Raw genomic sequence first — 26,403 nt, 5'->3', positions numbered from 1 at the left:
GGTGGGCTCCGGCCCGACGATCGGCGTCCTCGCCCTCCAGGGCGACGTCCGGGAGCACCGCGCGATGCTCGAGGCGTGCGGCGTCGCGAGCCGCGCCGTACGCCGTCCGGCCGAGCTGGACGGCCTCGACGGCATCGTGCTGCCGGGGGGCGAGTCGACGACGATGTACAAGCTGGCGCGGACCTTCGACCTGTTCGAGCCGCTGCGGTCGGCGCTGCGGGACGGGCTGCCGGCGTTCGGCACCTGCGCGGGGATGATCATGCTCGCCGACCATATCGAGGCGGGGATCGTGGGGCAGGAGACGTTCGGCGGACTCGACGTCGTCGTGCGCCGCAACGCCTTCGGCCGCCAGGTCGACTCCTTCGAGGAGCCGGTGGAGTTCACGCCGTCCTGGGCCGAGCCGTTCACGTTCCCCGCGACGTTCATCCGGGCGCCCTGGGTGGAGAAGGTCGGCGACGGCGTGGAGATCGTCGCCCGTGCCGCGACCGCCGACGGCGGGGATAGGATCGTCGGAGTCCGGCGCGGCTGCCTGCTGGCCACGTCGTTCCACCCGGAGATCACCGGCGACGCCCGGATCCACCAGCTGTTCGTGGACCTGGTCACGGCGCGCTGACCGCAGGTTCCGACCGCGGCACGCCGCCGATGGCTCCGCGACGACGTACGCACCACGGGAAGAGAGCGAATGTCCGGCCACTCGAAATGGGCGACCACCAAGCACAAGAAGGCGGTCGTCGACGCCAAGCGCGGCAAGCTGTTCGCCAAGTTGATCAAGAACGTCGAGGTCGCGGCCCGCATGGGCGGCGGCGACCCCACGGGCAACCCGACCCTCTACGACGCCATCCAGAAGGCGAAGAAGTCCTCGGTCCCCAACGACAACATCGACCGTGCCGTGAAGCGTGGCTCGGGCGCCGAGTCGGGTGGCGCGGACTACCAGACGATCATGTACGAGGGCTACGGCCCTTCCGGCGTCGCGATGCTGATCGAGTGCCTCACCGACAACCGGAACCGCGCCGCCATGGAGGTCCGGACGGCGATGACCCGCAACGGCGGCTCCCTCGCGGACCCGGGCTCGGTCTCGTTCCTGTTCCACCGCAAGGGCGTCGTCGTGGTCCCCACCGAGCAGGACGACCGCAAGGTCACCGAGGACGACGTCCTCGAGGCGACGCTCGACGCCGGCGCCGAGGACGTCAACGACCTGGGCGAGGCCTTCGAGGTGATCTCCGAGGCGACCGACCTCGTCGGCGTCCGCACCGCCCTGCAGGCCGCGGGGCTGGACTACGACTCCGCCGAGGCGTCGTTCGTGCCGGACATGGTCGTCCAGCTCGAGGACGCCCAGTCGGCCGGCGCCGTCCTGCGGCTGATCGACGTGCTCGAGGACCTCGACGACGTGCAGAACCTCTTCGCCAACTTCGACGTCCCCGACGACGTCATGGCCTCGCTCGACGACTGACCCGTCCGCCGCCCCGCCGGTTGAGGAGGTCGCGCAGCGACCGTCTCGAAACCAAGGCCCCCGTTGGTTGAGGAGGTCGCGCAGCGACCGTCTCGAAACCAACTGCCGGTGCCTCTCGCCGGTTGAGCCGCGAGCGTCAGCGAGCGAGTCGAAACATGCCCCGGCCGCGCCGTCGGTGGTTGAGGAGGTCGCGCAGCGACCGTCTCGAAACCACGCCCCGCCCGCCTTCGCCGGTTGAGGAGGTCGCGCAGCGACCGTCTCGAAACCCGCCGCCGGACACCCGCCGCCGGTTGAGCCGCGAGTGTCAGCGAGCGTGTCGAAACCCGCCGCCGGCGCCCCTCCGCTGGTTGAGCCGCGAGCCCTGGCGAGCGTGTCGAAACCCCTTGTGCACAACCGGTTCTCGCCCCGGGCCGACTGTCAGTGGGCACGGCTAGCGTGGTTGCCATGAGGACGAAGACCACCCCGAACCCCGGGATGCCGGCCGCCGGCACCGCGGGCACCGACACCGCGGACGCGGTGTTGGGTCGGGCCATGGGTCTTCGCCGGACCGCGGACCGGGCCGAGGCCGACCTGCTGGTGGAGGCCTGCGCCTGGGCGGACCTGCATCCCCCGGAGGGCATCGGTCCGGCGGCCACGGTCACGACGGCGTTGTTCGGCGACACCGGCCTCCCGTTGGCAGGTGAGGGTGCCCCTGCGGTGGCGGAGTTCTGCGTGGCCGAGTTCGCCGCGAGTGTGGGGTTGGGCACCGAGTCCGGGAAGGCGCTGATCGGGGAGGCCCTGGAGTTGCGGCACCGGTTGCCGAACCTGTGGACCCGGGTGATGTCCGGTGAGCTGGCCGCCTGGAAGGCCCGTCGGGTCGCGGCCGCCACCATCGTCCTGTCCCCGGCAGCGGTGGAGTTCGTGGACGTGGCGGTCACGCCGGTGGCGCACAAGGTCACCCCCGGCCAGGTGGACCGGCTGGTTGCGGAGGCGATCGGCCGGTGCGACCCGCAGCTGGCCCAGGAGCGGGCGGACCGGGCGGTCGCGGGCCGGCACGTGACGATCACCCACGGCCAGGTCTCCTTCGACGGCACCAGCCAGGTCCACGGGATCCTGGACCTGGCCGACGCGTTGGACCTCGACACCGCCGTCGCCAACGGTGCCGCACAGCTCAAGGCCCTCGGGTCCACCGAGGACCTCGACGCCCGCCGGGCCACCGCACTCGGTGGGCTGGCCCGCCGCCAGCTGGCCCTGGACCTCAACCCCGACACCCCCGACACCCCCACCACTGGCACCCCCGACACCTCAGGCGCCGCCGGCATCGGCGACACCGACGCGGGTTCGGGCGAGACAAAGAGCACGGCGGGCGGCGGCATCGGCGACGAGCCTGTGCCGACCCGTACCTCCGGTGCCGGCGGTGGCCGGACCGGTGGGGTGGTGAAGCCGCGGCAGGCGGTGCTCTACCTGCACCTGGCCGCGGACGCGATCTCCGGCATCCACAGCGGAACTCGTGCCACCGGCGGTGGCGCGGCCAGCACCACCGGCACCACCGACGGCGGCGCCGACTCCGGAGAGGGTCGTGGCGGGGTGGTGGGGCGGTGTGAGCTGTCCCGGTCCCCGGTGACCGCCGACCAGATCCGGGCCTGGTTGGCCCACCCCGATGCCCAGGTGGTGGTCAAGCCGGTGCTCGACCATCAGGGGTTGGTCCCGGTCGATGCCTACGAGGTGCCGGAGCGGATGGGCGAGGCGATCCGGCTGCGGGATGGGACGTGTGTGTTCCCGTGGTGCACCCGCCCGGCCCGGTCCTGCGATGCCGACCACGTGGTCGCCTACGACCCCGACGGCCCACCGGGGCAGACCGCGACCGGCAAGCTGGGCGCGTTGTGTCGGCGGCACCACCGGCTGAAGACCCACGGCGCCTGGAGGTGCGCCACCCCGGTCCCGGGGGTGTTCGAGTGGACCTCCCCGCACGGGCTGCGGTTCCGACGCGACCGCACCGGCACCCTGGACATCTCCGACCCGGCCCGCCCGGCTGGTTCCCCGCCCGAGCATTGAGGACACCGCCCCACACCCCACCCCAGGCGGCATCGGGTGGGGACAGTGGCATGTCCACCGGTGGTTGGGGGTGGTTTCGAGACGCTCGCTGGTGCTCGCTCCTCAACCACCGGAGATCGCTGGCGCTCGCTCCTCAACCACCGGAGATCGCTGGCGCTCGCTCCTCAACCACCGAGGACCGCGTCGATCCCCGGTGCCTGGCAGGACTACGTGCAGCACCCCGTGTCCGGGGCCGGGTGCACCCGAACCTGGTGGTCGCTGCACGTCGTTCCGCACGCCAGACCGGCGCAAGGGGCAACGCCGCGTGCCGAGGGGCCTCGCCGAAGCTCGCGGCCGACCCGACGGGCATCCGCAGGGCTGCGCGCGTGTCGGGGGCGTGGGAGGGGAGTGCGGCGGATACGTTGGGGCGAACAGGTGTTCGGACGACGAAGGTGGATCCATGCGGGTGCTCGGCATCGACCCTGGCCTGACCCGGTGCGGGTGGGGCGTGGTCGACGGCTCGCCGGGCCGACCGCTGTCCCTGGTGGACGTCGGCGTCGTCCGCACCTCGGCGGACCTCCCGCTCGCGCAACGTCTGGTAGCGATCGAGGCCGGTGTCGAGGAGTGTCTCGACCGGCTCCGTCCCGACGCGGTCGCCGTCGAGCGGGTCTTCGCCCAGCACAACCTGCGCACGGTCATGGGCACCGCCCAGGCCAGTGGGATCGCGCTGCTCGTCGCCGCCCGCCGTGGGCTGCCGGTGGCGCTGCACACGCCCAGCGAGGTCAAGGCCGCCGTCTCGGGCAGTGGCCGGGCCGACAAGGCCCAGGTGGGCGCCATGGTCACCCGCCTGCTGCGCCTCCAGGAGGCGCCGCGCCCGGCCGACGCCGCGGATGCCCTGGCGCTCGCGATCACCCACATCTGGCGCGGCGGTGCCCAGTCGCGGATCGACGCCGCCCTGGCGCGAGCCGGCCGGACATGACCCAGCAGCCGCCCGACAGGAAGCAGCCGAAGGAAGGCAGGACATGATCGCGTTCGTCAGCGGCACCGTCGCCGGAGTCACCCTGAACAGCGCCGTCCTCGAGGTCGGGGGAGTGGGCCTCGAGCTGATGTGCACGCCCGGCACGCTGGCCACCCTCCGCGCCGGCGAGCAGGCGACCCTGCCGACCAGCATGGTGGTCCGGGAGGAGTCCCTCACGCTGTTCGGGTTCCTCGACGACGACGAGAAGGCGTCCTTCGAGCTCCTGCAGACCGCGAGCGGCGTGGGGCCCAAGCTGGCCCAGGCAATGCTCGCCGTCCTCGGCCCCGACGACCTGCGCGCGGCCGTGGCGGCCGAGGACGTCAAGACCCTCACCTCGGTCCCCGGCATCGGCCAGAAGGGTGCCCAGCGGATCATCCTCGAGCTTCGCGACAGGCTCGGTGCCCCCGTCGGCTCCGCGCCGGCCACCCGCACCGGCGTACCCTCCACCGGGGCCCCGTGGCGGGACCAGGTGCACCAGGGCCTGGTCGGGCTCGGCTGGTCGGCCAAGGAGGCCGAGCGCGCCGTCGACGACGTGGCCGGCCAGGCGGGCGCCGCGGGCCAGGCAGGCAAGGAGCCCGACGTCGGCGCGCTCCTGAGGGCCGCGCTCCAGACCATGAGGAAGGGCTGAGCCCATGAACCACCTCGACGCTGCCGAAGAGGAGCACCTGGCCCGGCTCACCGCCGCCGACGCGGACAGCGACGAGCGGGCCGTCGAGGCCGCGCTCCGGCCGCGATCGCTGGCGGAGGTCGTCGGCCAGCACCGGGTGCGCGAACAGCTCGGCCTGGTGCTCGACGCCGCCCGCGCCCGCGGCCGGGCTCCCGACCACGTGCTGCTCTCCGGCCCCCCGGGGCTCGGCAAGACCACGCTGGCCATGATCATCGCCGGCGAGCTCGGCGCCCCGCTGCGGCTCACCAGCGGTCCGGCCATCACCCACGCCGGCGACCTCGCGGCGATCCTGTCCGGGCTGCAGGAGGGCGACGTCCTCTTCGTCGACGAGATCCACCGGATGTCCCGGGCCGCCGAGGAGATGCTCTACATGGCCATGGAGGACTTCCGGGTCGACGTGGTCATCGGCAAGGGCCCGGGCGCCACCGCGATCCCACTCGAGATCCCCTCCTTCACCCTCGTCGGTGCCACCACCCGTGCCGGGCTGCTCCCGGGGCCGTTGCGTGACCGCTTCGGCTTCACCGCGCACCTCGAGTTCTACGAGCCGGCCGAGCTCGACCAGATCGTGCACCGCAGCGCCGGCCTCCTCGAGGTACGCCTCACCGACGAGGGCTCCCGCGAGATCGCCTCCCGATCTCGCGGCACGCCGCGGATCGCGAACCGTCTCCTTCGTCGGGTCCGCGACTACGCCCAGGTCCGTGCCGACGGGGTGGTCTCCCACGACGTGGCCCGCAAGGCGCTCGAGCTGTACGAGGTCGACGCGTCGGGTCTCGACCGTCTCGACCGAGGCGTCCTCGACGCGCTCTGCCGGCGCTTCGGCGGCGGCCCGGTCGGCCTCTCCACGCTCGCGGTCGCGGTCGGCGAGGAGCGCGAGACCGTCGAGGAGGTCGCCGAGCCCTTCCTGGTGCGACTCGGGCTGCTGGCGCGTACGCCGCGCGGCCGGGTCGCCACCGCCACCGCCTGGCGGCACCTCGGGCTGACGGCCCCGGCCACGGCGTTCGGTGGCGCACCGGGGGAGGCCACGCTGTTCGAGGAGTGACGACGGCTACACTCCCCGGTTGGTCGTCCATCCACTCCTCGAGAGGTCAATTCCCGTGGCAGACATCGCATCCCTGCTGCCGATCGTCGGCATCTTCCTGGTCTTCTGGCTGCTGGTCATCCGACCGGCGTCCAAGCGCCAGAAGCAGACGCAGGCCATCCAGCGCGGGCTGTCCGTGGGGGACCGGGTGATCACCAGCAGTGGCTTCTTCGGCACCATCGCCAGCCTCGACGACGACAAGGTCGGCCTGCTGATCGCCGACGGCGTCGTCGTCACCGCCGCCCGCCAGGCCATCGTCGGGGTCCCCGATCCCGCCGCGTCCCTGACCGACCACGAGGCCATCGAGCCGGGCGAGGCCGGGACCGACCCCGAGACCGGCCCCGACACCGGCACCGACACCGGCCCGGGGCAGGCACCCGGCCAGGACCGCTGACCGCGTGGCCGGCACATCTCGGTCCGCCGGCCGCACCCTGGTGGTGTTCGGCATCGGCGTCGCCGTCCTCTTCGGGCTGGTCGCGCTCGCCGGCAGCTGGAAGCCCGCCCTCGGGCTCGACCTCCAGGGCGGCCAGCGGATCACGCTGCGCGCCGCCGACGACGACGTCAGCTCCGAGGCGCTCGACGAGGCCGCCGACATCGTCAATCGCCGCGTCAACGGGTCCGGGGTGGCCGAGGCGGACGTGACCACCCAGGGCGACACCAACATCGTCGTCGAGATCCCGGGGGAGTCGAACCAGGCCCTGGTCGAGGTGGTCCGGCGCCAGGCCCAGCTGCGGTTCCGCCTGGTCGCCTGCAGCACCGTGCGGCAGGGCCCGTGCGCCGGGGCGCAGGAGCCGGCCCCGGGTGACCAGGCCCCCGACGGCCAGAACCCGGACGGCCAGAACCCGGACGGCCAGAACCCGGACGGCCAGAACCCCGACGACCCCACCGGCAGCGCCAACCGGCCGGCACCGGCCCTCGCCGCCGACGACGAGACGACGCCCACCGAGGACCCCACCGGCTCCCCGCAGGACGGCACCCAGGAGGGCGGCCGACAGGCGCCCGCCGACGTCGAGGAGGCGCTCGCCTTCAAGGACGCCCCCGGCCAGCCGTCGATCACCGCGTTCAGCCAGGCCACCTGCCCCCTGGAGGAGCGGCCGGACGACGGCCCGGGCGAGCCGTTGGTCACCTGTGACGACGACGGCGTGAAGTACCTCCTCTCCCCGTCCGTGGTCGAGGGCACCCAGCTCACCAGCGCCGAGGCCGGCCAGGACGCCCGGGCCATCGACTGGCAGGTCCAGCTCGGGCTCGACGACGCCGGCGCCCGCGCCTTCGGCACCGTCTCGCAGGCGCTCGTGAACGGCCGCCAGCAGTTCGCGATCGTGCTCGACGGCACCGTCATCTCCGCCCCCACGATGGAGGCGGTGATCACCGACGGCCGGGCGAGCATCAGCGGTGACTTCAACGAGCAGACCGCCACCGACCTGGCCACCAGCCTCAAGTTCGGAGCGCTGCCGGTCGCCTTCGAGGACGACCCGAAGAACGACACGATCGGCCCCTCGCTGGCCGGCAACCAGCTCAGCGCCGGCATCTGGGCGGGCGTCGTCGGCCTGCTCGTCGTGATGCTCTACTGCCTGCTCTACTACCGCGGCCTCGGCACCGTGGTCATCGCCTCGCTGCTCACCGCCGGCGTGATCACCTACGGCATGGTGCTGCTGCTCAGCCAGGGCGCCGGGTTCACCGTCTCGCTGCCCGGCATCGCCGGACTGATCGTGGCCGTCGGCATCACCGCGGACTCGTTCATCGTCTTCTTCGAGCGGATCCGCGACGAGATGCGCGAGGGCAAGTCGATGCGGGTCGCGGTCGAGGCCGGCTGGCTCCGGGCCCGCAACACCTGCCTGGCCGCCGACACGGTCTCGCTGCTCGCCGCGCTGGTGCTCTACATCTTCGCCATCGACGAGGTGCGCGGCTTCGCGTTCACCCTCGGCCTGGTGACGCTGATCGACCTGGTGGTGTTCTTCTTCTTCACCAAGCCGCTGGTCACCTGGCTCGGGCGGTTCGCCTTCTTCCACCGCGGCCACCGGCTCTCGGGCCTGGACGCGGAGAACCTCGGCCTCGACCGACTGCCCGGCGTCGCCGCAGGCGGTGCCCGATGAGCCGCTTCTCCCGTCTCGGCAGCGCGCTCTACGAGGGCGAGGTCTCGGTCGACTTCGTCGGCCGGCGGCGCACCTGGTACGCCGTCTCCGCGGTGCTGATCGTGATCGCGATGTTCGGCCTGTTCGCCAAGGGGCTCAACTTCGGCATCGAGTTCGAGGGCGGCACCGAGTACGCCGTCACCCTGCCGGCCGACCAGGTCACCCAGGACACCGCGGACCGGCTCCGCGAGGAGATCGCCGCCCTCGGCATCGAGGACGCGGAGCAGCCGGTGGTCACGACCAGCGGCGCCGAGGCGATCCTGGTCCAGACCGAGAGCCTCGAGCTCGACGAGGTGGACCGGGTCTCCGCCGTCATCCAGGAGGTCACCGGCGCCACCGCCGACGACCTGTCGCTCAGCAACATCGGGGCGAGCTGGGGCCGCGACATCATCGAGCGCGCGGTGCTGGGCCTGGTCGTCTTCCTGGTCCTCGTCGTGCTGTTCATCTGGGCCTACTTCCGCGAGTGGAAGGCCTCGGTGGCGTCGCTGGTGGCGCTCGGCCACGACGTGGTGATCACGGTCGGCATCTACGCGCTGTCCGGCTTCGAGGTCTCACCGGCCACGGTGACCGGCCTGCTCACGATCCTCGGCTTCTCGCTCTACGACACCGTGGTGGTCTTCGACAAGGTCCGGGAGAACACCGCCGACCTGCGGGCCCGGCGCACGACGTACGCCCGGGCGGCCAACCTGGCGGTGAACCAGACCCTGGTCCGCTCGATCAACACCACCGTCGTGGCGCTGCTGCCGGTGGCGGCGATCCTCTGGGTCGGCGTGGTCCAGCTCGGCTCCGGCTCGCTCAAGGACCTCGCCCTGGCGCTGTTCGTGGGCATGGCGGCCGGTGCGTACTCCTCGATCTTCATCGCCACCCCCCTGCTGGTGCAGCTGAAGTCGGGGGAGAAGGAGATCCGGCTGGCCGAGAAGCGAGCCGGCTCCCGGCGCCCCCGGGCGGGGAAGGCCGCGCAGGCCCCCGCCAAGACGGGCGGCACGTCAGGCGCCACGTCCCGGCCCGAGCCCGCGCCGGCCCGTCCGGTGCGGGCCAGCGCCTCGGCGAAGCGCACCCAGCCCTCCCGTCAGACCCGAGCCAAGCGAGGCAAGCGATGAGCGACGTCACCGAGGCCCTGTCCCGACTGGTCCGCGACGTGCCCGACTACCCCGAGCCGGGGATCGTCTACAAGGACATCACCCCGCTGCTCGCCGACCACGGGGCGCTGACCGCCGTCGTGCACGCGCTCGCGGCGGCCGGCCGCGACGACGACGGTCGCACCGCGGTCGACCTGGTGCTCGGCATGGAGTCGCGCGGCTTCATCCTCGGCGCCCCGGTCGCCCTCGAGCTCGGCGTGGGCTTCGTCCCGGTCCGCAAGGAGGGCAAGCTGCCGCGGGAGACGCACACCGAGAGCTACTCGCTGGAGTACGGCGAGGCGACCCTGGAGATCCACACCGACGCGATCGCCCCCGGCAGCCGAGTGCTGCTGGTCGACGACGTGCTGGCCACCGGGGGCACGATGGCCGCCACCCGACGGCTCGTCGAGTCCTGCGGCGGCGTCGCGCACGGCGCCGCCGTGCTGCTTGAGCTGAGCTTCCTCCCCGGGCGCGAGGCGATCGGCGACCTGCCGCTGCTGGCGCTCGGCCAGGTCTAGGACCGCCCCTCCGACGGCACCCACGGACGCACTGGGTGCGGCATCGTCCGGCCGGTCCTCCTACACTGGGCGAATGAGCGAGGACCTGCCCTCCGCCTCCTCCGGCACCGGTGTCGACACCGGCCGCCCGGAGCAGCCGGAGCGGGCCGCTGCCGAACCCTCCGGTGCGCCGTCTGGCCGGCGGATGCGGGCCCGGCTGGCTCGCATCGGTGCCCGCCCGACCGGCGGCAACCCGGTTCTCGAGCCGCTCTTCCGGTCGGTCCGCGCCAACCACCCGAAGGCCGACCTGGCCCTCCTCGAGCGCGCCTACGCCGTCGCGGAGCGCATGCACGACGGGCAGATGCGCAAGAGCGGCGACCCCTACATCACCCACCCGCTCGCGGTGACCACGATCCTGGCCGACATCGGCATGACCGAGCCGACCCTGGTCGCGTCGCTGCTGCACGACACGGTCGAGGACACGCCGTACACGCTGGAGCAGCTCCGCACCGACTTCGGCGACGAGGTCGCCCGGCTCGTCGACGGCGTCACCAAGCTCGACAAGGTGAAGTACGGCGACTCCGCGCAGGCCGAGACGATCCGCAAGATGATCGTCGCGATGAGCCGCGACATCCGGGTGCTGGTCATCAAGCTCGCGGACCGGCTGCACAACATGCGGACGCTGCGCTACGTCAAGCAGGAGACCCAGGAGCGCAAGGCCCGCGAGACGCTCGACATCTACGCGCCGCTGGCGCACCGGCTCGGCATGAACACCCTCAAGTGGGAGCTCGAGGACCTCGCGTTCGCCACCCTGCACCCGAAGATCTACGACGAGATCGTCCGGATGGTCGCCGAGCGGGCGCCCTCGCGCGACCAGTTCCTCGCCGAGGTGATCACGGGGGTCGAGAGCGACCTCAAGGAGGCCCGGATCAAGGCGCGGGTGACCGGCCGGCCCAAGCACTACTACTCGATCTACCAGAAGATGATCGTCGGCGGCCGGGACTTCTCCGACATCTACGACCTGGTCGGCATCCGGATCCTGGTCGACGACGACCGCGACTGCTACAGCGCCCTCGGGGTGCTGCACGCCCGGTGGAACCCGGTCCTCGGCCGGTTCAAGGACTACGTCGCGATGCCGAAGTTCAACATGTACCAGTCGCTGCACACGACCGTCATCGGACCGCAGGGCAAGCCGGTCGAGCTGCAGATCCGCACCTTCGCCATGCACCGCCGCGCCGAGTACGGCGTCGCCGCGCACTGGAAGTACAAGGAGGACGGGCGCAACGGCGTCGACACCGACCGCCGCGCCGAGGACGACACCGGCGACATGACGTGGGTGCGGCAGCTCCTCGACTGGCAGAACGACGTCGAGGACCCCGGCGAGTTCCTGGAGAGCCTGCGCTTCGAGATCAACCGCGCCGAGGTCTACGTCTTCACCCCCCGCGGCGACGTGATCGCGCTGCCCACCGGCTCCACCCCCGTCGACTTCGCCTACGCGGTGCACACCGAGGTCGGGCACCGCACCATCGGCTCCCGCGTGAACGGCCGGCTGCTGCCGCTCGAGTCGACCCTCGACAACGGCGACGTGGTCGAGGTGTTCACCTCCAAGTCGCCCACCGCCGGGCCGTCGCGGGACTGGCTGACGTTCGTCCGCTCGCCGCGGGCCCGCTCGAAGATCCGGCACTTCTTCACCAAGGAGCGCCGGGAGGAGGCGATCGAGCAGGGCAAGGAGCAGATCGCCAAGCTCATGCGCAAGGAGGGCCTCCCGCTGAAGCGGCTGCTCTCGCACGAGTCGCTCACCGTGGTCGCCGTCCAGCTCAAGCTGGCCGACGTCAGCGCGCTGTACGCCGCGGTGGGGGAGGGCAACCTCGGCGCCCAGACCGTCGTCCGCAAGGTCATCGACCTGCACGGCGGCGACCAGGGGGCGGCGGAGGACCTCGCCGAGGGGGTCACGATCACCGGTCGCAGCCACCGCGGCCGGGTCGCCTCCGGCGACGACACCGGGGTCGTCGTCAAGGGCGCCGACGGCCTCTGGGTGAAGCTCGCCAAGTGCTGCACGCCCGTGCCCCCCGACGAGATCCTGGGCTTCGTGACCAAGGGCGGCGGCGTCTCGGTCCACCGCTGCGACTGCACGAACGCCTCCAGCCTCACCGCCCAGCGCGAGCGCCTGGTCGACGTCGCCTGGGCCCCCACGGCGAAGTCGACGTTCCTGGTGAACATCCAGGTGGAGGCGCTGGACCGGTCCCGCCTGCTCTCCGACATCACGATGGTGCTCTCGGACACCCACGTGAACATCCTCAGCGCCTCGCTGAGCACCACCCGGGACCGGGTCGCGAAGAGCCGGTTCACCTTCGAGATGGCCGACGCCAAGCACCTCGACAGCGTGCTACGTGCGGTCCGCTCGGTCCCCGGCGTCTTCGACGCCTACCGCGTGACCCACTGACGGGTGACCCGAACGGGTCATTCGTCCGGGTTCGGGCACGCGGTGCGTCCGGCCGTGTCACGCTCACCGCGTCATCCCCACTTCACGACCGGTCGTGCTCATGAGTCATCGCCACTGCGCCCGCAACTGTGTCGGTCCCTGCCGACTGGCCCGCCGCCATCGTGGTCACGCCCTGCGGGCGGTCACGGTCACCGTCGCGCTGCTGCTCGGCGCCTCGGCGTACCAGGGCGAGGTGCCGGTCACAGCGACCAGCGCCGCCGTTCCCACCGACTCCGTCGATGCCGCCGGCACCGCCACGGTCGCCTCCGACGCGCCCACCGGGCCGGCGACGGCGGCCCGGGCCAGGTTCCGGCTGAAGCCGGACCGGACGAGCCGGGTCAGCCCGAACGGGACCCGGCTCTGGGGGATCAGCGCCACCACGACCTACGGGCTGCCGGTCGTCGCCCGGCGCGCCTACGAGGCGGCCGCGGCCACCACCGCGCGGGTCGACCCCGGCTGCGGCCTGCGCTGGCCGCTGCTCGCGGGGATCGGCCGGGTGGAGTCCGACCACGGACGGTACGGCGACGCCGAGCTCCGCTCCGACGGTGTGGCCAGACCGAAGATCCTCGGCCTCCCGCTCAACGGCGTCGGCCCGGTCGCGGCGATCCGCGACACCGACGGTGGTCGGCTCGACGGTGACCGCACCTGGGACCGGGCCGTCGGGCCCATGCAGTTCATCCCGTCGACCTGGGCCATGGTCGCCCGCGACGGGGACCGGGACGGGCGGCGCGACCCGCACGACATCGACGACACGGCGCTGGCCGCGGCGGCCTACCTGTGCCGCGCGGGCGACCTGCGCCTGGAGTCGCGGCGCCGGGCCGCGGTGTTCTCCTACAACCACTCGACCTACTACGTCGACCTCGTCCTGGCCTTCGCCCGCGGCTACGAGACCGGGGTCTTCGACATCCCGGCGCCGCCGGCCCCGGAGCCGGCGCAGGTCGCCCGGACCAGTGCGGAGAGGCCGCGAGCGGCCCGGAAGGCCCAGCCGGCCCGGCAACCGGTGAGGCAGCCGGTCAAGCAGCCGACCGCGGCCCCGACCAAGGCCCCGACCAAGTCACCGTCCACGCCCACGGTGAAGCAGCCGACCAAGACCCCCTCGAAGCCGCCGAAGCAACCCCCGAAGCCCGCTGAGCCGACGAAGCCTCCCGCACCACCACCGCTGGTGCTCGCCCCGGTCAGCGGGACCTGGTCGGCCGGCGGTGCCGGCTGGACGCTGGGCGCGCTCCAGCTCGACCTCGGGGGCGCGGCCCGACTCGACGTCAAGGCGCACAAGGACTACGACGGCGACGGAGCCGTGGAGACCAACCGGGCCGAGTTCACCGGCCTCGAGGGCCGCCAGGTCGCGATCCAGGTGAAGCAGGGGACCGGCGTCGTCTACGTCATCGCCGGGCTCGACTACCGCGGCGCGGACGGCAGCTTCCTCAGCTGAACTCCTGGGCCGCCTTGCGGGCCATGTCCAGGAACGAGCGCCGGGCGGCGAGGTCCTCCTCGAGCCGGGAGGCCCGCTTGTCGTCCCCGGTGGAGCGGGCCCGCTCGAGGTCGGCCTCGAGGTCGGCGATCGCCGACTCGAGCTTGCCGACCATGTCGTCGGCACGGGCCGACTTCTCCGGGTCGGTGCGCCGCCACTGCTCGTCCTCGACGCCGCGGATGGCCTGCTCGACCTTGCGGATCCGGCCCTCGAGCTCCTTCATCCGGTCCCGGGGGACCTTGCCGGCGGCCTCCCAGCGGTCGGCCAGGTCGCGGAAGGCCTTCTTGGCCGCGTCCAGGTCGGTGACCGGCAGCAACGCCTCGGCCTCGACCAGGATCGCCTCCTTGACCTCGGCGTTGGCGGCGTAGGCGCGGTCCAGCTCGGCGTTCTGGGCGTCGCGGTTGCCGAAGAAGGTGTCCTGGGCGCCGCGGAAGCGCTTCCAGAGCGACTCGTCGACGTCCCGCGGGGCCGGGCCGGCCGCCTTCCACTCACGCATGAGGTCGCGGAACCTGCCGGCGGTCGGACCCCAGTCGGTGGAGTCGGCGAGTGCCTCGGCCTCCTTCGCCAGCCGCTGCTTGACCACCTTCGCGGCGTCCCGCTTCTCGTGCTGCTCGGCGAAGTGCGCCTTGCGGGCCTTCGTGTAGGCGGTGCGAGCCGTGGAGAACCGGCGCCACAGCTGGTCGTCGGAGCTGCGGTCGAGCCGGGGGAGCGCCTTCCACTCCTCGAGCAGGTCGCGCAGCCGGTTGGCGCCGTTGCGCCAGTCCTTGGAGGTGGCCAGCTTCTCGGCCTCGCCGACGATGCGCTCCTTCTCGGTGCGGGACGCGGCCACCTTCTCCGCCCGCTCGGCCTTGCGGGCCTCGCGCTGCTTCTCGATCACCGGTCCGAGCGCGTCGAGCCGCCGGACCAGGCCGTCCAGGTCGCCCACCGCGTGGGCGTCCACGACCTGCTCGCGCACGGTGCGCACCGAGACCACAGCCTCGTCGGGGGAGAGGGCGCCCCCGGCGATCCGCTGCTCGAGCAGACCGACCTCGAAGGCCAGGGCGTCGTAGCGGTCGGTGAAGAACTTGAGCGCTTCCTCCGGCGTCCCCTCGGGGTACTGCCCGACCGACCTCTCGCCCTCGGAGGTACGGACGTACACGGTGCCGTCATCGGCCACCCGACCCCACGGGGTCTCCTGCTGCGCGCTCATGGGACCCCATCGTAGTCAACCCGGGTGCGGTCCTCGGTAGGCTCTCTCCCGGAAGCCCTGCCACCGCCCCCGACGACAAGGATCGACGTTGTTCATCGCCGGATTCCCCGCAGGTCCCTGGGGAACCAACTGCTACGTCCTGGCCACGGCTGCCGGCTCCGAGTGCATCGTGGTCGACCCCGGCAAGGACGCCGCGCCCGGCGTCGACGAGGTGGTGCGCGAGCACGGCCTGAAGCCGGTGGCGGTGCTGCTGACCCACGGTCACGTCGACCACATGTGGAGCGTCACCCCGGTCTCCGGCGCCTACGACGCCACCGCCTGGATCCACCCCGGTGACCGGCACCTGCTGACCGATCCGATGGCCGGGCTCTCGCCCGAGTCCGCCGGCATGCTCCTCGGCGGGAAGTACGAGTTCGTGGAGCCCGACGACGTCCAGGAGCTGACCGACCGCCGTACCCTCGAGCTGGCCGGGCTGGAGCTCGTCGTCGACCACACCCCCGGGCACACCGAGGGCTCCGTGACCTTCCGGACCCCGGCCCTGGGCGACCTGGCCGGCCGGATCTCCGAGGTCATGTTCTCCGGCGACCTGCTCTTCGCCGGGTCGATCGGCCGCACCGACCTGCCCGGCGGAGACCACCCGACGATGCTCGCGTCGCTGCGCGACCGGGTCCTGCCGCTGGCCGACGACATCGTGGTGCTGCCGGGCCACGGCGAGCAGACGTCGATCGGCCGCGAGCGGGCCAGCAACCCCTACCTCCGCGACCTGCTCGACGGGGACCCGGCGGCCACCGGCCAGGCCCGGGGGCTCTGAGCCGATGGCCAGGCCCACGCCGCTGAGCGGCTTCCCCGAGCTCCTGCCCGAGCAGCGGGTGGTCGAGCGGGAGGTGATCGACACCCTCGCCCGCACCTTCGAGCTGCACGGCTTCGCCAACATCGAGACCCGGGCCGTCGAGCCCCTGGACCAGCTGCTCCGCAAGGGGGAGACCTCCAAGGAGGTCTACGTGCTGCGCCGGCTCCAGGAGGAGGCGGCCGGGGCGGACGCCGGGCTCGGCCTGCACTTCGACCTGACCGTGCCGTTCGCGCGCTACGTCCTCGAGAACGCCGGCCGGCTGGAGTTCCCGTTCCGCCGCTACCAGGTGCAGCGGGTCTGGCGCGGCGAGCGACCGCAGGAGGGCCGGTTCCGCGAGTTCACCCAGGCCGACATCGACATCGTCGGCCGGGACACGCTGCCCTTCCAGCACGACGTGGAGGTCGCCCGGGTGATGCTGGACGCGCTCTCGCGGCTCGACTTCCTGCCGGCGTTCACGCTCCAGGTGAACAACCGCAAGCTGATCCAGGGCTTCTACGCCGGCCTCGGCATCGCCGACGTCGAGGGGGCGATCCGGATCATCGACAAGCTCGACAAGCTCCCGCCCGAGCAGGTGTGCACCCGACTGGTCGAGGAGGCCGGGACGAGCGCCGCCCAGGCGGACCAGTGCCTCGCGCTGGCCTCCATCCGTGCCGGCGACCTGTCCTTCGTGGAGCGGGTCCGCGAGCTGGGGGTCGAGCACGAGCTGCTCGAGGAGGGGCTCACCGAGCTCGCCGCCCTGGTGGAGGGCTGCCTGCCGCTGGTGACCGACCGGGCCCGGATCCTGGCCGACCTGCGCATCGCACGGGGGCTCGACTACTACACGGGGACCGTCTTCGAGACCACCCTCTCCGGCCTGGAGTCGCTCGGCTCGATCTGCTCCGGGGGACGCTACGACTCGCTGGCCAGCGACGGCCGGACCAGCTACCCCGGGGTCGGCATCTCGCTGGGCGTCAGCCGGGTGCTGGTCCCGCTGCTGCAGCGGGGCGCGGTCACCGCGGACCGCTCGGTCCCGAGCGCCGTGCTGGTGGCGGTCGTCGACGAGGACTCCCGCCCGGCCAGCGAACGGGTCGCGACCGCCCTGCGTGCCAACGACGTGCCGTGCGAGGTCGTGGCCGGGGCCCCTAAGTTCGGCAAGCAGATCCGCTACGCGGAGCGCCGCGGCATCCCCTACGTCTGGTTCCCCGGAGCCGAGGGCCACGAGGTCAAGGACATCAGGACCGGCGACCAGGAGGCAGCCGACCCCGCGACCTGGCGGCCCCCGGCGGCCGACCTGCGGCCGCAGGTGAGTGCCGACCGGCACGAGGCATCCGGCGACGAGACCTCCAGCGACGGGCCGACCGGCCCGGCGCCGACCACCACGAAGGAGCAGCAACAGTGATCCGCACACACGACGCAGGTGCCCTCAGGCCTGCGCACGTCGGCCAGACCGTCACCCTCGCCGGGTGGGTGGCACGGCGGCGGGATCACGGCGGCGTCGCCTTCATCGACCTCCGGGAGGCCAGCGGCCTGGTCCAGGTCGTGATCCGGGACGAGCAGGTCGCGCACGGCCTGCGCAACGAGTACTGCCTGCGGATCACCGGGGAGGTCAGCCTCCGCCCGGACGGGAACGCGAACCCCAACCTGCCCTCCGGCGAGATCGAGGTCATCGCCGCCGCGGACGGTGGGGTCGAGGTGCTCAGCGCCGCCGCGGCGCTGCCGTTCCCGATCGACGAGCACATCGACGTCGGCGAGGAGGCCCGGCTGCGGCACCGCTACCTCGACCTGCGCCGCTCCGGCCCGGCGGCCGCCCTGCGGCTGCGCAGCCAGGTCAACAAGGCCGCCCGGGACGTGCTCGACCGGCACGACTTCCTCGAGGTCGAGACCCCGACGCTGACCCGGTCCACGCCCGAGGGCGCCCGCGACTTCCTGGTGCCGGCCCGTCTGCAGCCCGGCAGCTGGTACGCGCTCCCGCAGAGCCCGCAGCTGTTCAAGCAGCTGCTCATGGTGGGTGGCCTGGAGCGCTACTACCAGATCGCGCGCTGCTACCGCGACGAGGACTTCCGCGCCGACCGCCAGCCGGAGTTCACCCAGCTCGACGTCGAGATGAGCTTCGTCGAGCAGGACGACGTGATCGCGCTGGCCGAGGAGCTCCTCGTGGCGATCTGGCAGCTCATCGGCCACGAGATCAGCACCCCGCTGCCGCGGATCACGTACGCCGACGCGATGGCGCGCTTCGGCAGCGACAAGCCGGACCTGCGGATGGGTCTGGAGCTGGTCGAGTGCACCGACTACTTCCGGAACACCTCCTTCCGGGTGTTCTCGCCGGATAACGCCGCCTACGTCGGTGCGGTGGTGATGCCCGGAGGTGCCTCCCAGCCCCGCAAGCAGCTCGACGCCTGGCAGGAGTGGGCCCGCCAGCGCGGCGCCAAGGGCCTGGCCTACGTGCTGGTGGCCGAGGACGGCTCGCTCGGCGGCCCGGTCGCGAAGAACCTCACCGAGGAGGAGCGCGCGGGGCTGGCCGCCCACGTCGGCGCGGAGCCGGGCGACTGCATCTTCTTCGGCGCCGGCGCGGTGAAGAGCAGCCGGGCGCTGCTGGGCGCGGCACGGCTCGAGATCGGACGCCGTGGCGGGCTCATCGACGAGGACGCCTGGAGCTTCGTGTGGGTCGTCGACGCACCGCTGTTCGAGCCGGCCGGGGAGGCCACCGCGGCCGGCGACGTCGCGGTCGGAAGCGGGGCCTGGACCGCGGTCCACCACGCCTTCACCTCGCCGCAGGACCTCGAGACCTTCGACAAGGACCCCGGCACCGCGGTCGCCTGGGCCTACGACATCGTCTGCAACGGCAACGAGATCGGCGGCGGGTCGATCCGGATCCACCGCGAGGACATCCAGAAGCGGGTCTTCGCGGTCGTGGGGCTCGACGAGGAGCAGGCCCAGGAGAAGTTCGGCTTCCTGCTCGACGCGTTCGCGTTCGGCGCCCCGCCGCACGGCGGCATCGCCTTCGGCTGGGACCGGGTCTGCGCCCTGCTGGCCGGCACCGACTCGATCCGCGACGTGATCGCCTTCCCGAAGAGCGGAGGCGGCTTCGACCCGCTCACGGCGGCTCCGGCCCCGATCACCCCCGAGCAGCGCAAGGAGGCCGGCGTGGACGCCCGGGCGGCCCAGGCGAACCCAGCCGCATCGCAGGCCTGAGCCACGAAGCGCCCCGCACCGATCGGTGCGGGGCGCTTCGTCGTCCTGGTCCGGTGTCCGGCTCAGGTCGCGGCGTGGATGACGTCGCGCTCCTCGGCGAAGTGGCAGGCGCTCAGGTGCGGCCGCTCGGCGCGGTTCTCCAGCGCCGGCTCGTCGGTGGCGCAGATGTCCTGCGCCTTCCAGCAGCGGGTCCGGAACCGGCACCCCGACGGCGGGTCGGCCGGGGACGGCACGTCGCCCTCGAGCACGATCTCGTCCCGCATGCCGCGCAGGGTCGGGTCCGGCACCGGCACCGCGGACAGCAGCGCCTGCGTGTACGGGTGCGTCGGGTGCTCGTAGATCTCGGTGTGCGTCCCGACCTCGACCACCTTGCCGAGATACATCACGGCCACGCGGTCCGCGATGTGCCGCACCACCGAGAGGTCGTGGGCGATGAACACGTAGGAGAGGTCCAGCTCCTTCTGCAGCTGGTCGAGCAGGTTCATGACCTGCGCCTGCACCGAGACGTCGAGCGCGCTGACCGGCTCGTCGCAGACGATGATCTTCGGGCGCAGCGCCAAGGCACGGGCGATCCCGATCCGCTGCCGCTGACCGCCCGAGAACTGGTGCGGGTAGCGGTTGATGTGGTCGGGGTTCAGGCCGACCAGGTCGATCAGCTCGCGGACCTTGCCCTGCCGCTCGTTCTTCGGCACCACGTCGGTGTGGATGTCGAACGGCTCGCCGATGATGTCGCCGACCGTCATCCGCGGGTTCAGCGAGGTGTACGGGTCCTGCATCACCAGCTGGATGTCCCGCCGGCTGCGGCGCAGCTCCTCGTTGGACAGGTCCGACAGGTCGGTGCCGTTGACCGTGATCGAGCCGGCGCTGGGTCGCTCCAGGCCGACCAGCAGCTTGGCCAGCGTCGACTTGCCGCAGCCGGACTCGCCGACGACGCCCAGCGTCTCGCGGCGGTTCAGGGTGAGGTTCACCCCGTCGACGGCCTGCACGGCGCCGACCTTGCGCTTGAACACGATCCCGCTGGTGAGCGGGAAGTGCTTCACCAGCCCGGAGGTCTCGAGTACGACGTCAGTCATCTCCACGCACGTCCTTCCAGAAGTGGCAGGCACTGTCATGGCTGGCATTCACCGCGTACTCCGGCGGCGCCTCGCCCGTCTTGCAGGTGTCCTGGGCGAACGTGCACCGGGGGTGGAACGCACAGCCCGGCGGGATGTCGGTGAGCAGCGGGGGGAGCCCCTTGATCACCGACAGGTCCTCACCCTTCTGGTCCAGGCGGGGGATCGCCTGCAGCAGCGCCTTGGTGTAGGGGTGGGACGGCTTGGCGTAGATGTCGTGCACGTTGGCCCGCTCCACGATCCGGCCGGCGTACATGACCGAGATCCGGTCCGCGACGTCGGCGACCACACCCATGTCGTGGGTGATCAGGATCAGGCCCATGTTGCGCTCGTCCTTGAGCTCGGCGAGCAGCTTCATGATCTGCGCCTGGACGGTCACGTCGAGCGCGGTGGTCGGCTCGTCGGCGATCAGCACGTCGGGGTCCAGCGCCAGCGCCATCGCGATCATGACCCGCTGCCGCATGCCGCCCGAGAACTGGTGCGGGTAGTCGGTGACCCGCTGCCGGGCCGCCGGGATCTTCACCAGGTCGAGCAGCTCGACCGCCTTGGCCTTGGCGTCCTTGCGGGACATCCCCCGGTGCACCCGGAACAGCTCGGCGAGCTGGAAGCCCACCGTGAAGACCGGGTTCAGGGCCGAGAGGGCGTCCTGGAAGATCATCGCGATCTGGTTGGCGCGGACCTCGCGACGCTTGACCTCGGAGAGCTTCAGCAGGTCGGTGCCGTGGTAGAGGATCTCGCCGCCGGTGATCGCCGCCGGGGGAGTGTCGAGGATCCCCATGATCGCCTGGGCGGTCACGCTCTTGCCGCAGCCGGACTCCCCGAGGATGGCCAGGGTCTCGCCGGCCTCCACGTGGAAGTTCACGCCGTTGACGACCTGGGCGATGCCGGCGCGGGTGCGGAACTCCACGTGGAGGTCCTTCACCGCCAGCGGTGGACCGCCGGCGGGGGTGCCGGACGAGCCGCCGTCCCCGGCGGTGAGGGTGTCGGTTGTCTGGTTCATCGGGTCCTCACTGCAGCTTCGGGTCGAGCGCGTCGCGGAGCACGTCACCGGCGAGGATGAACGAGAGCACCGTGCCGACGAGCAGCCCGACGGGGAACAACAGCAGCCACGGCTGCTGGGCGAAGTAGATCTGGTGCATCGCGATCATCACGCCCCACGAGGCTGCCGGTGGTTGCAGCCCGACGCCGAGGAAGGTCAGCGTCGCCTCGGCCGCCACGAAGCCGCCGAGCAGGATCGTCGCGTAGACGACGACCGGGGCCACCGCGTTGGGCAGGATGTGCTTGAGCATGATCCGGCCGTTCGAGGCGCCGAGTGCCCGCGCGGCATGGACGTAGTCGAGGTTCTTGGCCTCGAGCACGCTGCCCCGCATGATCCGGGCGATCACCGTCCAGCCGAGCACGATCAGCGCCAGCGAGATCGTCAGGATGTTGCGCTTGCTGACGATCGCCAGCAGCACCAGCGCGCCCAGGAGGAACGGCAGCGACAGGAAGATGTCGGTGATCCGGGACAGGATCGCGTCCAGCCAGCCGCCGAAGAAGCCGGACAGCAGGCCGAGCAGGCCGCCGATCACCACGACCGAGGCGGTGGCGAGCACGGCGATGGCCAGCGAGGGCCGGGCGCCGTAGATCGCGTGCGCGTAGTAGTCGCACCCGAGCAGGTTGAAGCCGAACGGGTGGTCCCAGAGCTCCGGGGAGTTCCGGGAGTTCCTGATGTTGCAGGTGTCCGGGGTCTGGCTGGTCCAGAGCCGCGGGAACAGCGCCATCGACGTGACGACCAGCAGGTAGAGCACCGAGCCGATGAAGACCGGGCTGCGCATCAGCCGCTTGCGGGCGTCGCCCCACAGGCTGGACGGCTTGCCGGCGGCGGGCCCACCGGAGGCCACACCCACCCCGGGCTCGACGGAGGTGGCGAGGGACGGGTCAGTCATAGCGGATCCTCGGGTCGAGTACGGCGTACAGGACGTCCACGATCAGGTTGACGATCAGGAACACCAGCACGAGCAGGGTCACGATGCCCAGCACCACGGACGGCTCCTTGGAGATCGTCGCGCGGAAGATCTCCCGGCCGATGCCCGGCACCCCGAAGATCCCCTCGGTCACGACCGCGCCACCCATCAGGCCACCGAAGTCGACGCCGAGGTAGGTGATCACGGGGATCAGGGAGTTGCGCAGGGTGTGCACGCCGATGACCCGCTTGGGGGCCAGGCCCTTGGCGCGGGCGGTGCGCACGTAGTCGGAGCGGACGTTCTCCAGGATGCTGGTGCGGGTGAGGCGGGCGGTGGTCGCGAGGGACAGCGCGCCGAGCACCAGACCGGGCACCACGAGGCTGGCGATCGGGTAGTCCGGCTTGTAGACCGGGCTCATCACCCCGAAGGTGAACCAGTCGGGCAGGGTGCCCGCCTCCCGGAGCTTGTTGCCGACGTTGACGTTGATGATGTCGCGGACCACGAAGCCGAGCACGAAGACCGGCACCGAGATCAGCAGCACGGTGCTGACCTTCACGAAGTAGTCGAAGAAGCCACCGGCGCGGAGCCCGGCGAGCACACCGGCCGTGATGCCGACGACGGCCTGGAAGATGATCGCGATGACGACCAGCTTGAACGTGTAGGGCAGCGCGTCGGCGACGATGTCGGTGACCGGGCGCCGGTTGAAGTTGATGCCGAAGTCGAACTGCAGAAAGATCTTCTGGAGCCGATCGAAGTAGAGGCCGACGCACGGGTCGCCGGTGCGGGTCAGGCACGGGTCGGCCAGCCCGAGCGCCTCGGTGAGGGCGCCGAGCTGGGCCTCGCTGGGGCGACGGTCGCCGAAGAGGGCGCGGGCGGGGTTGCCGGTCAGCTGGATGCCGAGCGACGTGAGGTAGTGCAGCAGGAAGATGGCGCCCAGTGTGGTGGGGATGAACTGGAGCAGGCGCCGGACAACATAGGTTCCCACGAGGGAGCCCTCCTAGGTTTCTCCGTGCCGCGCCGCGGCGGAGATGCCCACCGGAGTGAGCACCCCCGCCGCTACGCAGTTGTGGTGTGTGGTCAGACTACTTCAGCGTGATCTGGCCGTACTCCACGTCGGAGATGGTGTTGTACTTGAACTCGTCCACGTTGTCGCTCCAGATGGCCGTGGTGAGTCCGAACCACATCGGGATGACCGGCAGGTCCTCCGCCAGCATGTCCTCCGCCGCCTGGTAGGAGGGGATGGCCTCCTCCAGCGATGCGGCCTGGTCGCCCTCCTTGATGGCGGCGTCGAACTCCGGGTTCTCGTAGCCCGAGGAGTTCGAGGACGCACCCGAGCCGTACAGCGGCTGCAGGTAGGTCTCCATCACCGGGTAGTCCGGGCCCCAGCCGAGGCGGAACGGGCCGTCGAAGCCCTCGTTGTCGGCCAGCTCGAGGTACTCCGGGAACTCGAGGTCCACGCGCAGCTCGTAGTCGATGCCGAAGGCGCTCTTCAGGGCGTCGCCCACGGCCTGCAGCCAGGCGTCGTGACCGGCACCGGCGTTGGCCCACAGGGTCAGCTTGCCCTTGTAGCCGCCGGACTGCTCGTAGAGCTCCTTGGCCTGCTCGAGGTCGTAGGTGCACGCGTCGCACACGTCCTCGCGGTAGCCGTCGAAGTTCGGGGACACGAAACCGGTCGCCGGGGTGTAGGCGCCGCTGAAGATGGCGTCGATGATGGCCTGCCGGTCGATCGCCAGCGAGAAGGCCTTGCGCAGGTCGACGTTGTCGAACTGCTTGTCGTAGAGCGGGAGACCGACGTAGGTGAAGCTGTCGCTCGGCGCCTGGTAGATCCGGTCGCCCTGCTTCTGCTTGATCTGCCCCAGCTGCTCCGGCGGCACGTTGTACATCACGTCGAGCTCGCCACCCTCGAAGGCGGCGTACGCGGTGTTCTGGTCGTCGAAGATCTTGTAGGTCAGGGTGTCGGCCTTGCCGGTGTCCTCACCCGCGTAGTCGTCGTTGCGCTCGAGGGTGATCTGGACGTTGTGCTCCCACTCGCCCTGCATCTTGTACGGACCGTTGCCGATCGGCGCCTCGTTGCAGGCCTCGAAGTCGTCCAGGCACTCCTGGGCGACCGGGAAGAAGCCGGAGTACCCGAGGATCGCCTCGAAGCCGGAGAACGGGTCGGCGAGCTCGACGGTGAAGGTGTAGTCGTCGACCTTCTCCAGGCCGGAGAACGTCGTGTCCTTCTTGACGTCCTCGGACTGCATGTCGTCGAAGCCGGCGAACCGGTTGAAGAAGTAGGAGTTGTTCTGCGCGTTCTTCAGGTTGCCCGCGTAGTTCCAGGCACGCAGGAACGCGTCGGCGTTGACGTCCTCGCCGTTGGAGAACGTGTAGCCCTCCTTGACCTTGATGGTCCACAGCTTGTTGTCGTCGGACTCGATCGACTCGGCCAGGTCCAGCTCGGGAGCGCCCGAGTCGGCGTTGTACTTCACCAGGCCGCGGTACAGCTGGCGAAGCACCAGGATCGACGGCTCGTCGTTCGCCGCGGTCGGCACCAGGAAGGCCGGCTCGGAGCTGTAGATGCGCAGGTCGCCGCCGGCTTCGCCGCCGCTCCCGCTGTCGCTGTCCGAGTCACCCCCTCCGCCACACGCCGCAGCCAGCATGCCGACGGCGGCAACTGCTGCTACCGCCTTCAACCTTGCGGTCCTACGCATAAATTCTCCTCCAGATTGACGCGCCCGAATGACGCGGACGACGGACAGACCTCCGCCCGGAGCACACTCTTACACCGCAGCACCCGACCTGAGTAGGCCCGTTATCAACTCGAAACCGGACAGAGACACGGCGGTGTTCGACCCCGCAGCGGCGGCTAGGGTGGCCGGCGTGGACGAGGCCCTGTTCGGTGCGACCCCCGGCACGGGAGCCCGTGGCTCCCTGGCCGGCAACAGCCACAGCTCGGCCCCGCTGGCCGTGCGGATGCGACCCCGCACCCTGGACGAGCTGGCCGGCCAGGAGCAGCTCCGCACGGCCGGGGCGCCGCTGCAGCAGCTCATCGAGGGAGACGCCTCGATGTCGCTGTTGCTCTGGGGGCCGCCCGGGACCGGCAAGACGACGATCGCCTCGATCGTCTCCCAGCAGACCGACCGGCGCTTCGTCGAGGTCTCGGCGGTCTCGGCCGGGGTGAAGGAGGTGCGGGCCGCGATCGACGCGGCCCGGGCCACACTGGCCGGCGAGGGCCGCGAGACCGTCCTCTTCGTCGACGAGGTGCACCGGTTCAGCAAGGCGCAGCAGGACGCCCTGCTCCCGGGCGTGGAGAACCGCTGGGTGACGCTGGTCGCGGCCACCACGGAGAACCCGTTCTTCTCGGTGATCTCGCCGCTGCTGTCCCGGTCGCTGCTCCTGCGGCTGGAGTCCCTCACCGACGACGACGTGCGGGGGGTGATCGCCCGTGCGCTCACCGAGGAGCGCGGCCTGGGCGGGTCCGTGGGTCTCGACGAGGACGCCCGCGAGCACCTGGTCCGGCTCGCCGGCGGCGACGCCCGCCGGGCGCTGACCTACCTCGAGGCGGCCGCCGGCGCGGCCACCAGCCGGGACCTCGCCACGATCGACCTGGCCACCGCCGAGACCGCGGTCGACCGGGCCGCGGTGCGCTACGACCGCCAGGGCGACCAGCACTACGACGTGACCTCGGCCTTCATCAAGTCGATCCGCGGCTCCGACGTCGACGCCGCACTGCACTACCTGGCGCGGATGATCGAGGCCGGTGAGGACCCGCGGTTCATCGCCCGGAGACTGGTGATCTCCGCCAGCGAGGACATCGGGCTCGCCGACCCGGCCGCCCTGCCGACGGCGGTGGCGGCGGCCCAGGCGGTGCAGCTGATCGGGCTGCCCGAGGCGCAGCTCAACCTCGCCCAGGCCACGATCGCCCTGGCCGTGGCCCCGAAGTCGAACGCGGTCACCACCGCGATCGGGGCGGCGAGCGCCGACGTACGCGCGGGCAAGGTCGGGCCGGTGCCGGCGCACCTGCGGGACGCCCACTACGGAGGGGCGAAGAAGCTCGGGCACGGCGCGACCTACCGCTACTCCCACGACGAGCCGTTCGGGATCGCCGAGCAGCAGTACGCCCCCGACGTCGTCACCGACCAGCGCTACTACCGGCCCACCGACCGGGGCGCCGAGGCGGCGGTCAAGGACCGCTGGGAACGGGTACGACGACTGATCCGGGGTGCGCGATAG

The 26,403-nt window shown here is 71.6% G+C and carries 22 protein-coding genes; 16 read left to right on the top strand and 6 right to left on the bottom strand.

The genetic code is table 11. From position 1 onward, the window contains the following. The first annotated feature begins 1 nt into the window (after nucleotide 1). From pdxT to IE331_RS09050, 12 genes are all read left to right on the top strand, one after another. On the top strand, nucleotides 2–613 hold the full coding sequence (pdxT, locus tag IE331_RS09105; protein ID WP_192143201.1) for a pyridoxal 5'-phosphate synthase glutaminase subunit PdxT: 612 nt from the start codon (nucleotides 2–4) through the stop codon (nucleotides 611–613). A gap of 69 nt (nucleotides 614–682) precedes the next feature. Further along, on the top strand, nucleotides 683–1,450 hold the full coding sequence (locus IE331_RS09100; RefSeq protein WP_192142705.1) for a YebC/PmpR family DNA-binding transcriptional regulator: 768 nt from the start codon (nucleotides 683–685) through the stop codon (nucleotides 1,448–1,450). A 444-nt stretch (nucleotides 1,451–1,894) separates the two neighbouring features. Beyond that, nucleotides 1,895–3,484: an HNH endonuclease signature motif containing protein gene (locus IE331_RS09095; RefSeq protein ID WP_192142704.1), complete on the top strand. Its 1,590-nt coding sequence runs from the start codon at nucleotides 1,895–1,897 to the stop codon at nucleotides 3,482–3,484. A 439-nt stretch (nucleotides 3,485–3,923) separates the two neighbouring features. Further along, the gene (ruvC, locus tag IE331_RS09090) at nucleotides 3,924–4,442 is read left to right on the top strand and encodes a crossover junction endodeoxyribonuclease RuvC (RefSeq protein ID WP_192142703.1); all 519 of its coding nucleotides are present in this window, start codon (nucleotides 3,924–3,926) and stop codon (nucleotides 4,440–4,442) included. A 43-nt stretch (nucleotides 4,443–4,485) separates the two neighbouring features. Further along, a complete protein-coding gene (ruvA, locus tag IE331_RS09085) occupies nucleotides 4,486–5,109 on the top strand; it encodes a Holliday junction branch migration protein RuvA (RefSeq protein WP_192142701.1) in 624 nt (207 codons plus the stop codon). 4 nt (nucleotides 5,110–5,113) lie between these two features. After that, nucleotides 5,114–6,187 (top strand): Holliday junction branch migration DNA helicase RuvB, encoded by a 1,074-nt coding sequence (gene ruvB / locus IE331_RS09080; protein ID WP_192142699.1) that lies wholly within the window; start codon nucleotides 5,114–5,116, stop codon nucleotides 6,185–6,187. Between the two features lie 55 nt (nucleotides 6,188–6,242). Further along, the gene (gene yajC, locus IE331_RS09075) at nucleotides 6,243–6,620 is read left to right on the top strand and encodes a preprotein translocase subunit YajC (RefSeq protein ID WP_192142696.1); all 378 of its coding nucleotides are present in this window, start codon (nucleotides 6,243–6,245) and stop codon (nucleotides 6,618–6,620) included. 4 nt (nucleotides 6,621–6,624) lie between these two features. After that, nucleotides 6,625–8,319, top strand: coding sequence for a protein translocase subunit SecD (gene secD / locus IE331_RS09070; RefSeq protein ID WP_192142694.1), 1,695 nt, complete (start codon nucleotides 6,625–6,627; stop codon nucleotides 8,317–8,319). After that, nucleotides 8,316–9,458 (top strand): protein translocase subunit SecF, encoded by a 1,143-nt coding sequence (gene secF, locus IE331_RS09065; protein WP_192142692.1) that lies wholly within the window; start codon nucleotides 8,316–8,318, stop codon nucleotides 9,456–9,458. The genes secD and secF overlap by 4 nt, the downstream gene beginning before the upstream one ends. Then, nucleotides 9,455–9,994, top strand: coding sequence for an adenine phosphoribosyltransferase (locus tag IE331_RS09060; RefSeq protein WP_192142690.1), 540 nt, complete (start codon nucleotides 9,455–9,457; stop codon nucleotides 9,992–9,994). Before secF ends, IE331_RS09060 begins: the two co-directional genes overlap by 4 nt. A gap of 73 nt (nucleotides 9,995–10,067) precedes the next feature. Further along, complete coding sequence (locus IE331_RS09055) at nucleotides 10,068–12,416, top strand: RelA/SpoT family protein (RefSeq protein ID WP_201931493.1); 2,349 nt, start codon at nucleotides 10,068–10,070, stop codon at nucleotides 12,414–12,416. Between the two features lie 100 nt (nucleotides 12,417–12,516). Further along, on the top strand, nucleotides 12,517–13,884 hold the full coding sequence (locus IE331_RS09050; protein ID WP_192142688.1) for a lytic murein transglycosylase: 1,368 nt from the start codon (nucleotides 12,517–12,519) through the stop codon (nucleotides 13,882–13,884). Here IE331_RS09050 and IE331_RS09045 read toward each other — a convergent pair. Continuing rightward, nucleotides 13,877–15,112 (bottom strand): DUF349 domain-containing protein, encoded by a 1,236-nt coding sequence (locus IE331_RS09045; RefSeq protein WP_192142686.1) that lies wholly within the window; start codon nucleotides 15,110–15,112, stop codon nucleotides 13,877–13,879. The genes IE331_RS09050 and IE331_RS09045 overlap by 8 nt on opposite strands. Nucleotides 15,113–15,200: 88 nt before the next feature. Here IE331_RS09045 and IE331_RS09040 point away from each other — a divergent pair, with 88 nt between their 5' ends. Genes IE331_RS09040 through aspS form a run of 3 tightly spaced genes read left to right on the top strand, consistent with a single transcriptional unit; the run spans nucleotide 15,201 to nucleotide 19,133 of the window. After that, nucleotides 15,201–15,923 (top strand): MBL fold metallo-hydrolase, encoded by a 723-nt coding sequence (locus IE331_RS09040; RefSeq protein WP_192142684.1) that lies wholly within the window; start codon nucleotides 15,201–15,203, stop codon nucleotides 15,921–15,923. 4 nt (nucleotides 15,924–15,927) lie between these two features. Beyond that, nucleotides 15,928–17,340 carry a histidine--tRNA ligase gene (gene hisS, locus IE331_RS09035; protein ID WP_192142682.1) on the top strand — a complete coding sequence of 471 codons (1,413 nt, stop codon included), beginning with the start codon at nucleotides 15,928–15,930 and terminating at the stop codon, nucleotides 17,338–17,340. Next, nucleotides 17,337–19,133 carry an aspartate--tRNA ligase gene (gene aspS, locus IE331_RS09030; RefSeq protein ID WP_192142680.1) on the top strand — a complete coding sequence of 599 codons (1,797 nt, stop codon included), beginning with the start codon at nucleotides 17,337–17,339 and terminating at the stop codon, nucleotides 19,131–19,133. Before hisS ends, aspS begins: the two co-directional genes overlap by 4 nt. Before the next feature lie 62 nt (nucleotides 19,134–19,195). Here the strand turns inward: aspS and IE331_RS09025 are convergent, their stop codons facing one another. From IE331_RS09025 to IE331_RS09005, 5 genes are all read right to left on the bottom strand, one after another. Then, on the bottom strand, nucleotides 19,196–20,254 hold the full coding sequence (locus IE331_RS09025; RefSeq protein WP_404821745.1) for an ABC transporter ATP-binding protein: 1,059 nt from the start codon (nucleotides 20,252–20,254) through the stop codon (nucleotides 19,196–19,198). Continuing rightward, entirely contained in the window at nucleotides 20,199–21,245 is a 1,047-nt protein-coding gene (locus IE331_RS09020; RefSeq protein ID WP_192142678.1) for an ABC transporter ATP-binding protein, read from the bottom strand. Before IE331_RS09020 ends, IE331_RS09025 begins: the two co-directional genes overlap by 56 nt. A 7-nt stretch (nucleotides 21,246–21,252) precedes the next feature. Next, the gene (locus tag IE331_RS09015) at nucleotides 21,253–22,173 is read right to left on the bottom strand and encodes an ABC transporter permease (protein WP_192142677.1); all 921 of its coding nucleotides are present in this window, start codon (nucleotides 22,171–22,173) and stop codon (nucleotides 21,253–21,255) included. After that, nucleotides 22,166–23,176: an ABC transporter permease gene (locus IE331_RS09010; protein WP_192142676.1), complete on the bottom strand. Its 1,011-nt coding sequence runs from the start codon at nucleotides 23,174–23,176 to the stop codon at nucleotides 22,166–22,168. The genes IE331_RS09015 and IE331_RS09010 overlap by 8 nt, the downstream gene beginning before the upstream one ends. A gap of 97 nt (nucleotides 23,177–23,273) precedes the next feature. Beyond that, on the bottom strand, nucleotides 23,274–24,863 hold the full coding sequence (locus IE331_RS09005) for a peptide ABC transporter substrate-binding protein (RefSeq protein ID WP_201931492.1): 1,590 nt from the start codon (nucleotides 24,861–24,863) through the stop codon (nucleotides 23,274–23,276). A gap of 187 nt (nucleotides 24,864–25,050) precedes the next feature. Here IE331_RS09005 and IE331_RS09000 point away from each other — a divergent pair, with 187 nt between their 5' ends. Further along, a complete protein-coding gene (locus tag IE331_RS09000) occupies nucleotides 25,051–26,403 on the top strand; it encodes a replication-associated recombination protein A (RefSeq protein WP_318646798.1) in 1,353 nt (450 codons plus the stop codon).

Source organism: Nocardioides donggukensis (assembly GCF_014842875.1).
Lineage (GTDB): Bacteria > Actinomycetota > Actinomycetes > Propionibacteriales > Nocardioidaceae > Nocardioides > Nocardioides donggukensis.
The sequence above is the reverse complement of the archived record's forward strand: the minus strand, read 5'-3'. Positions and strand labels throughout refer to the sequence as shown.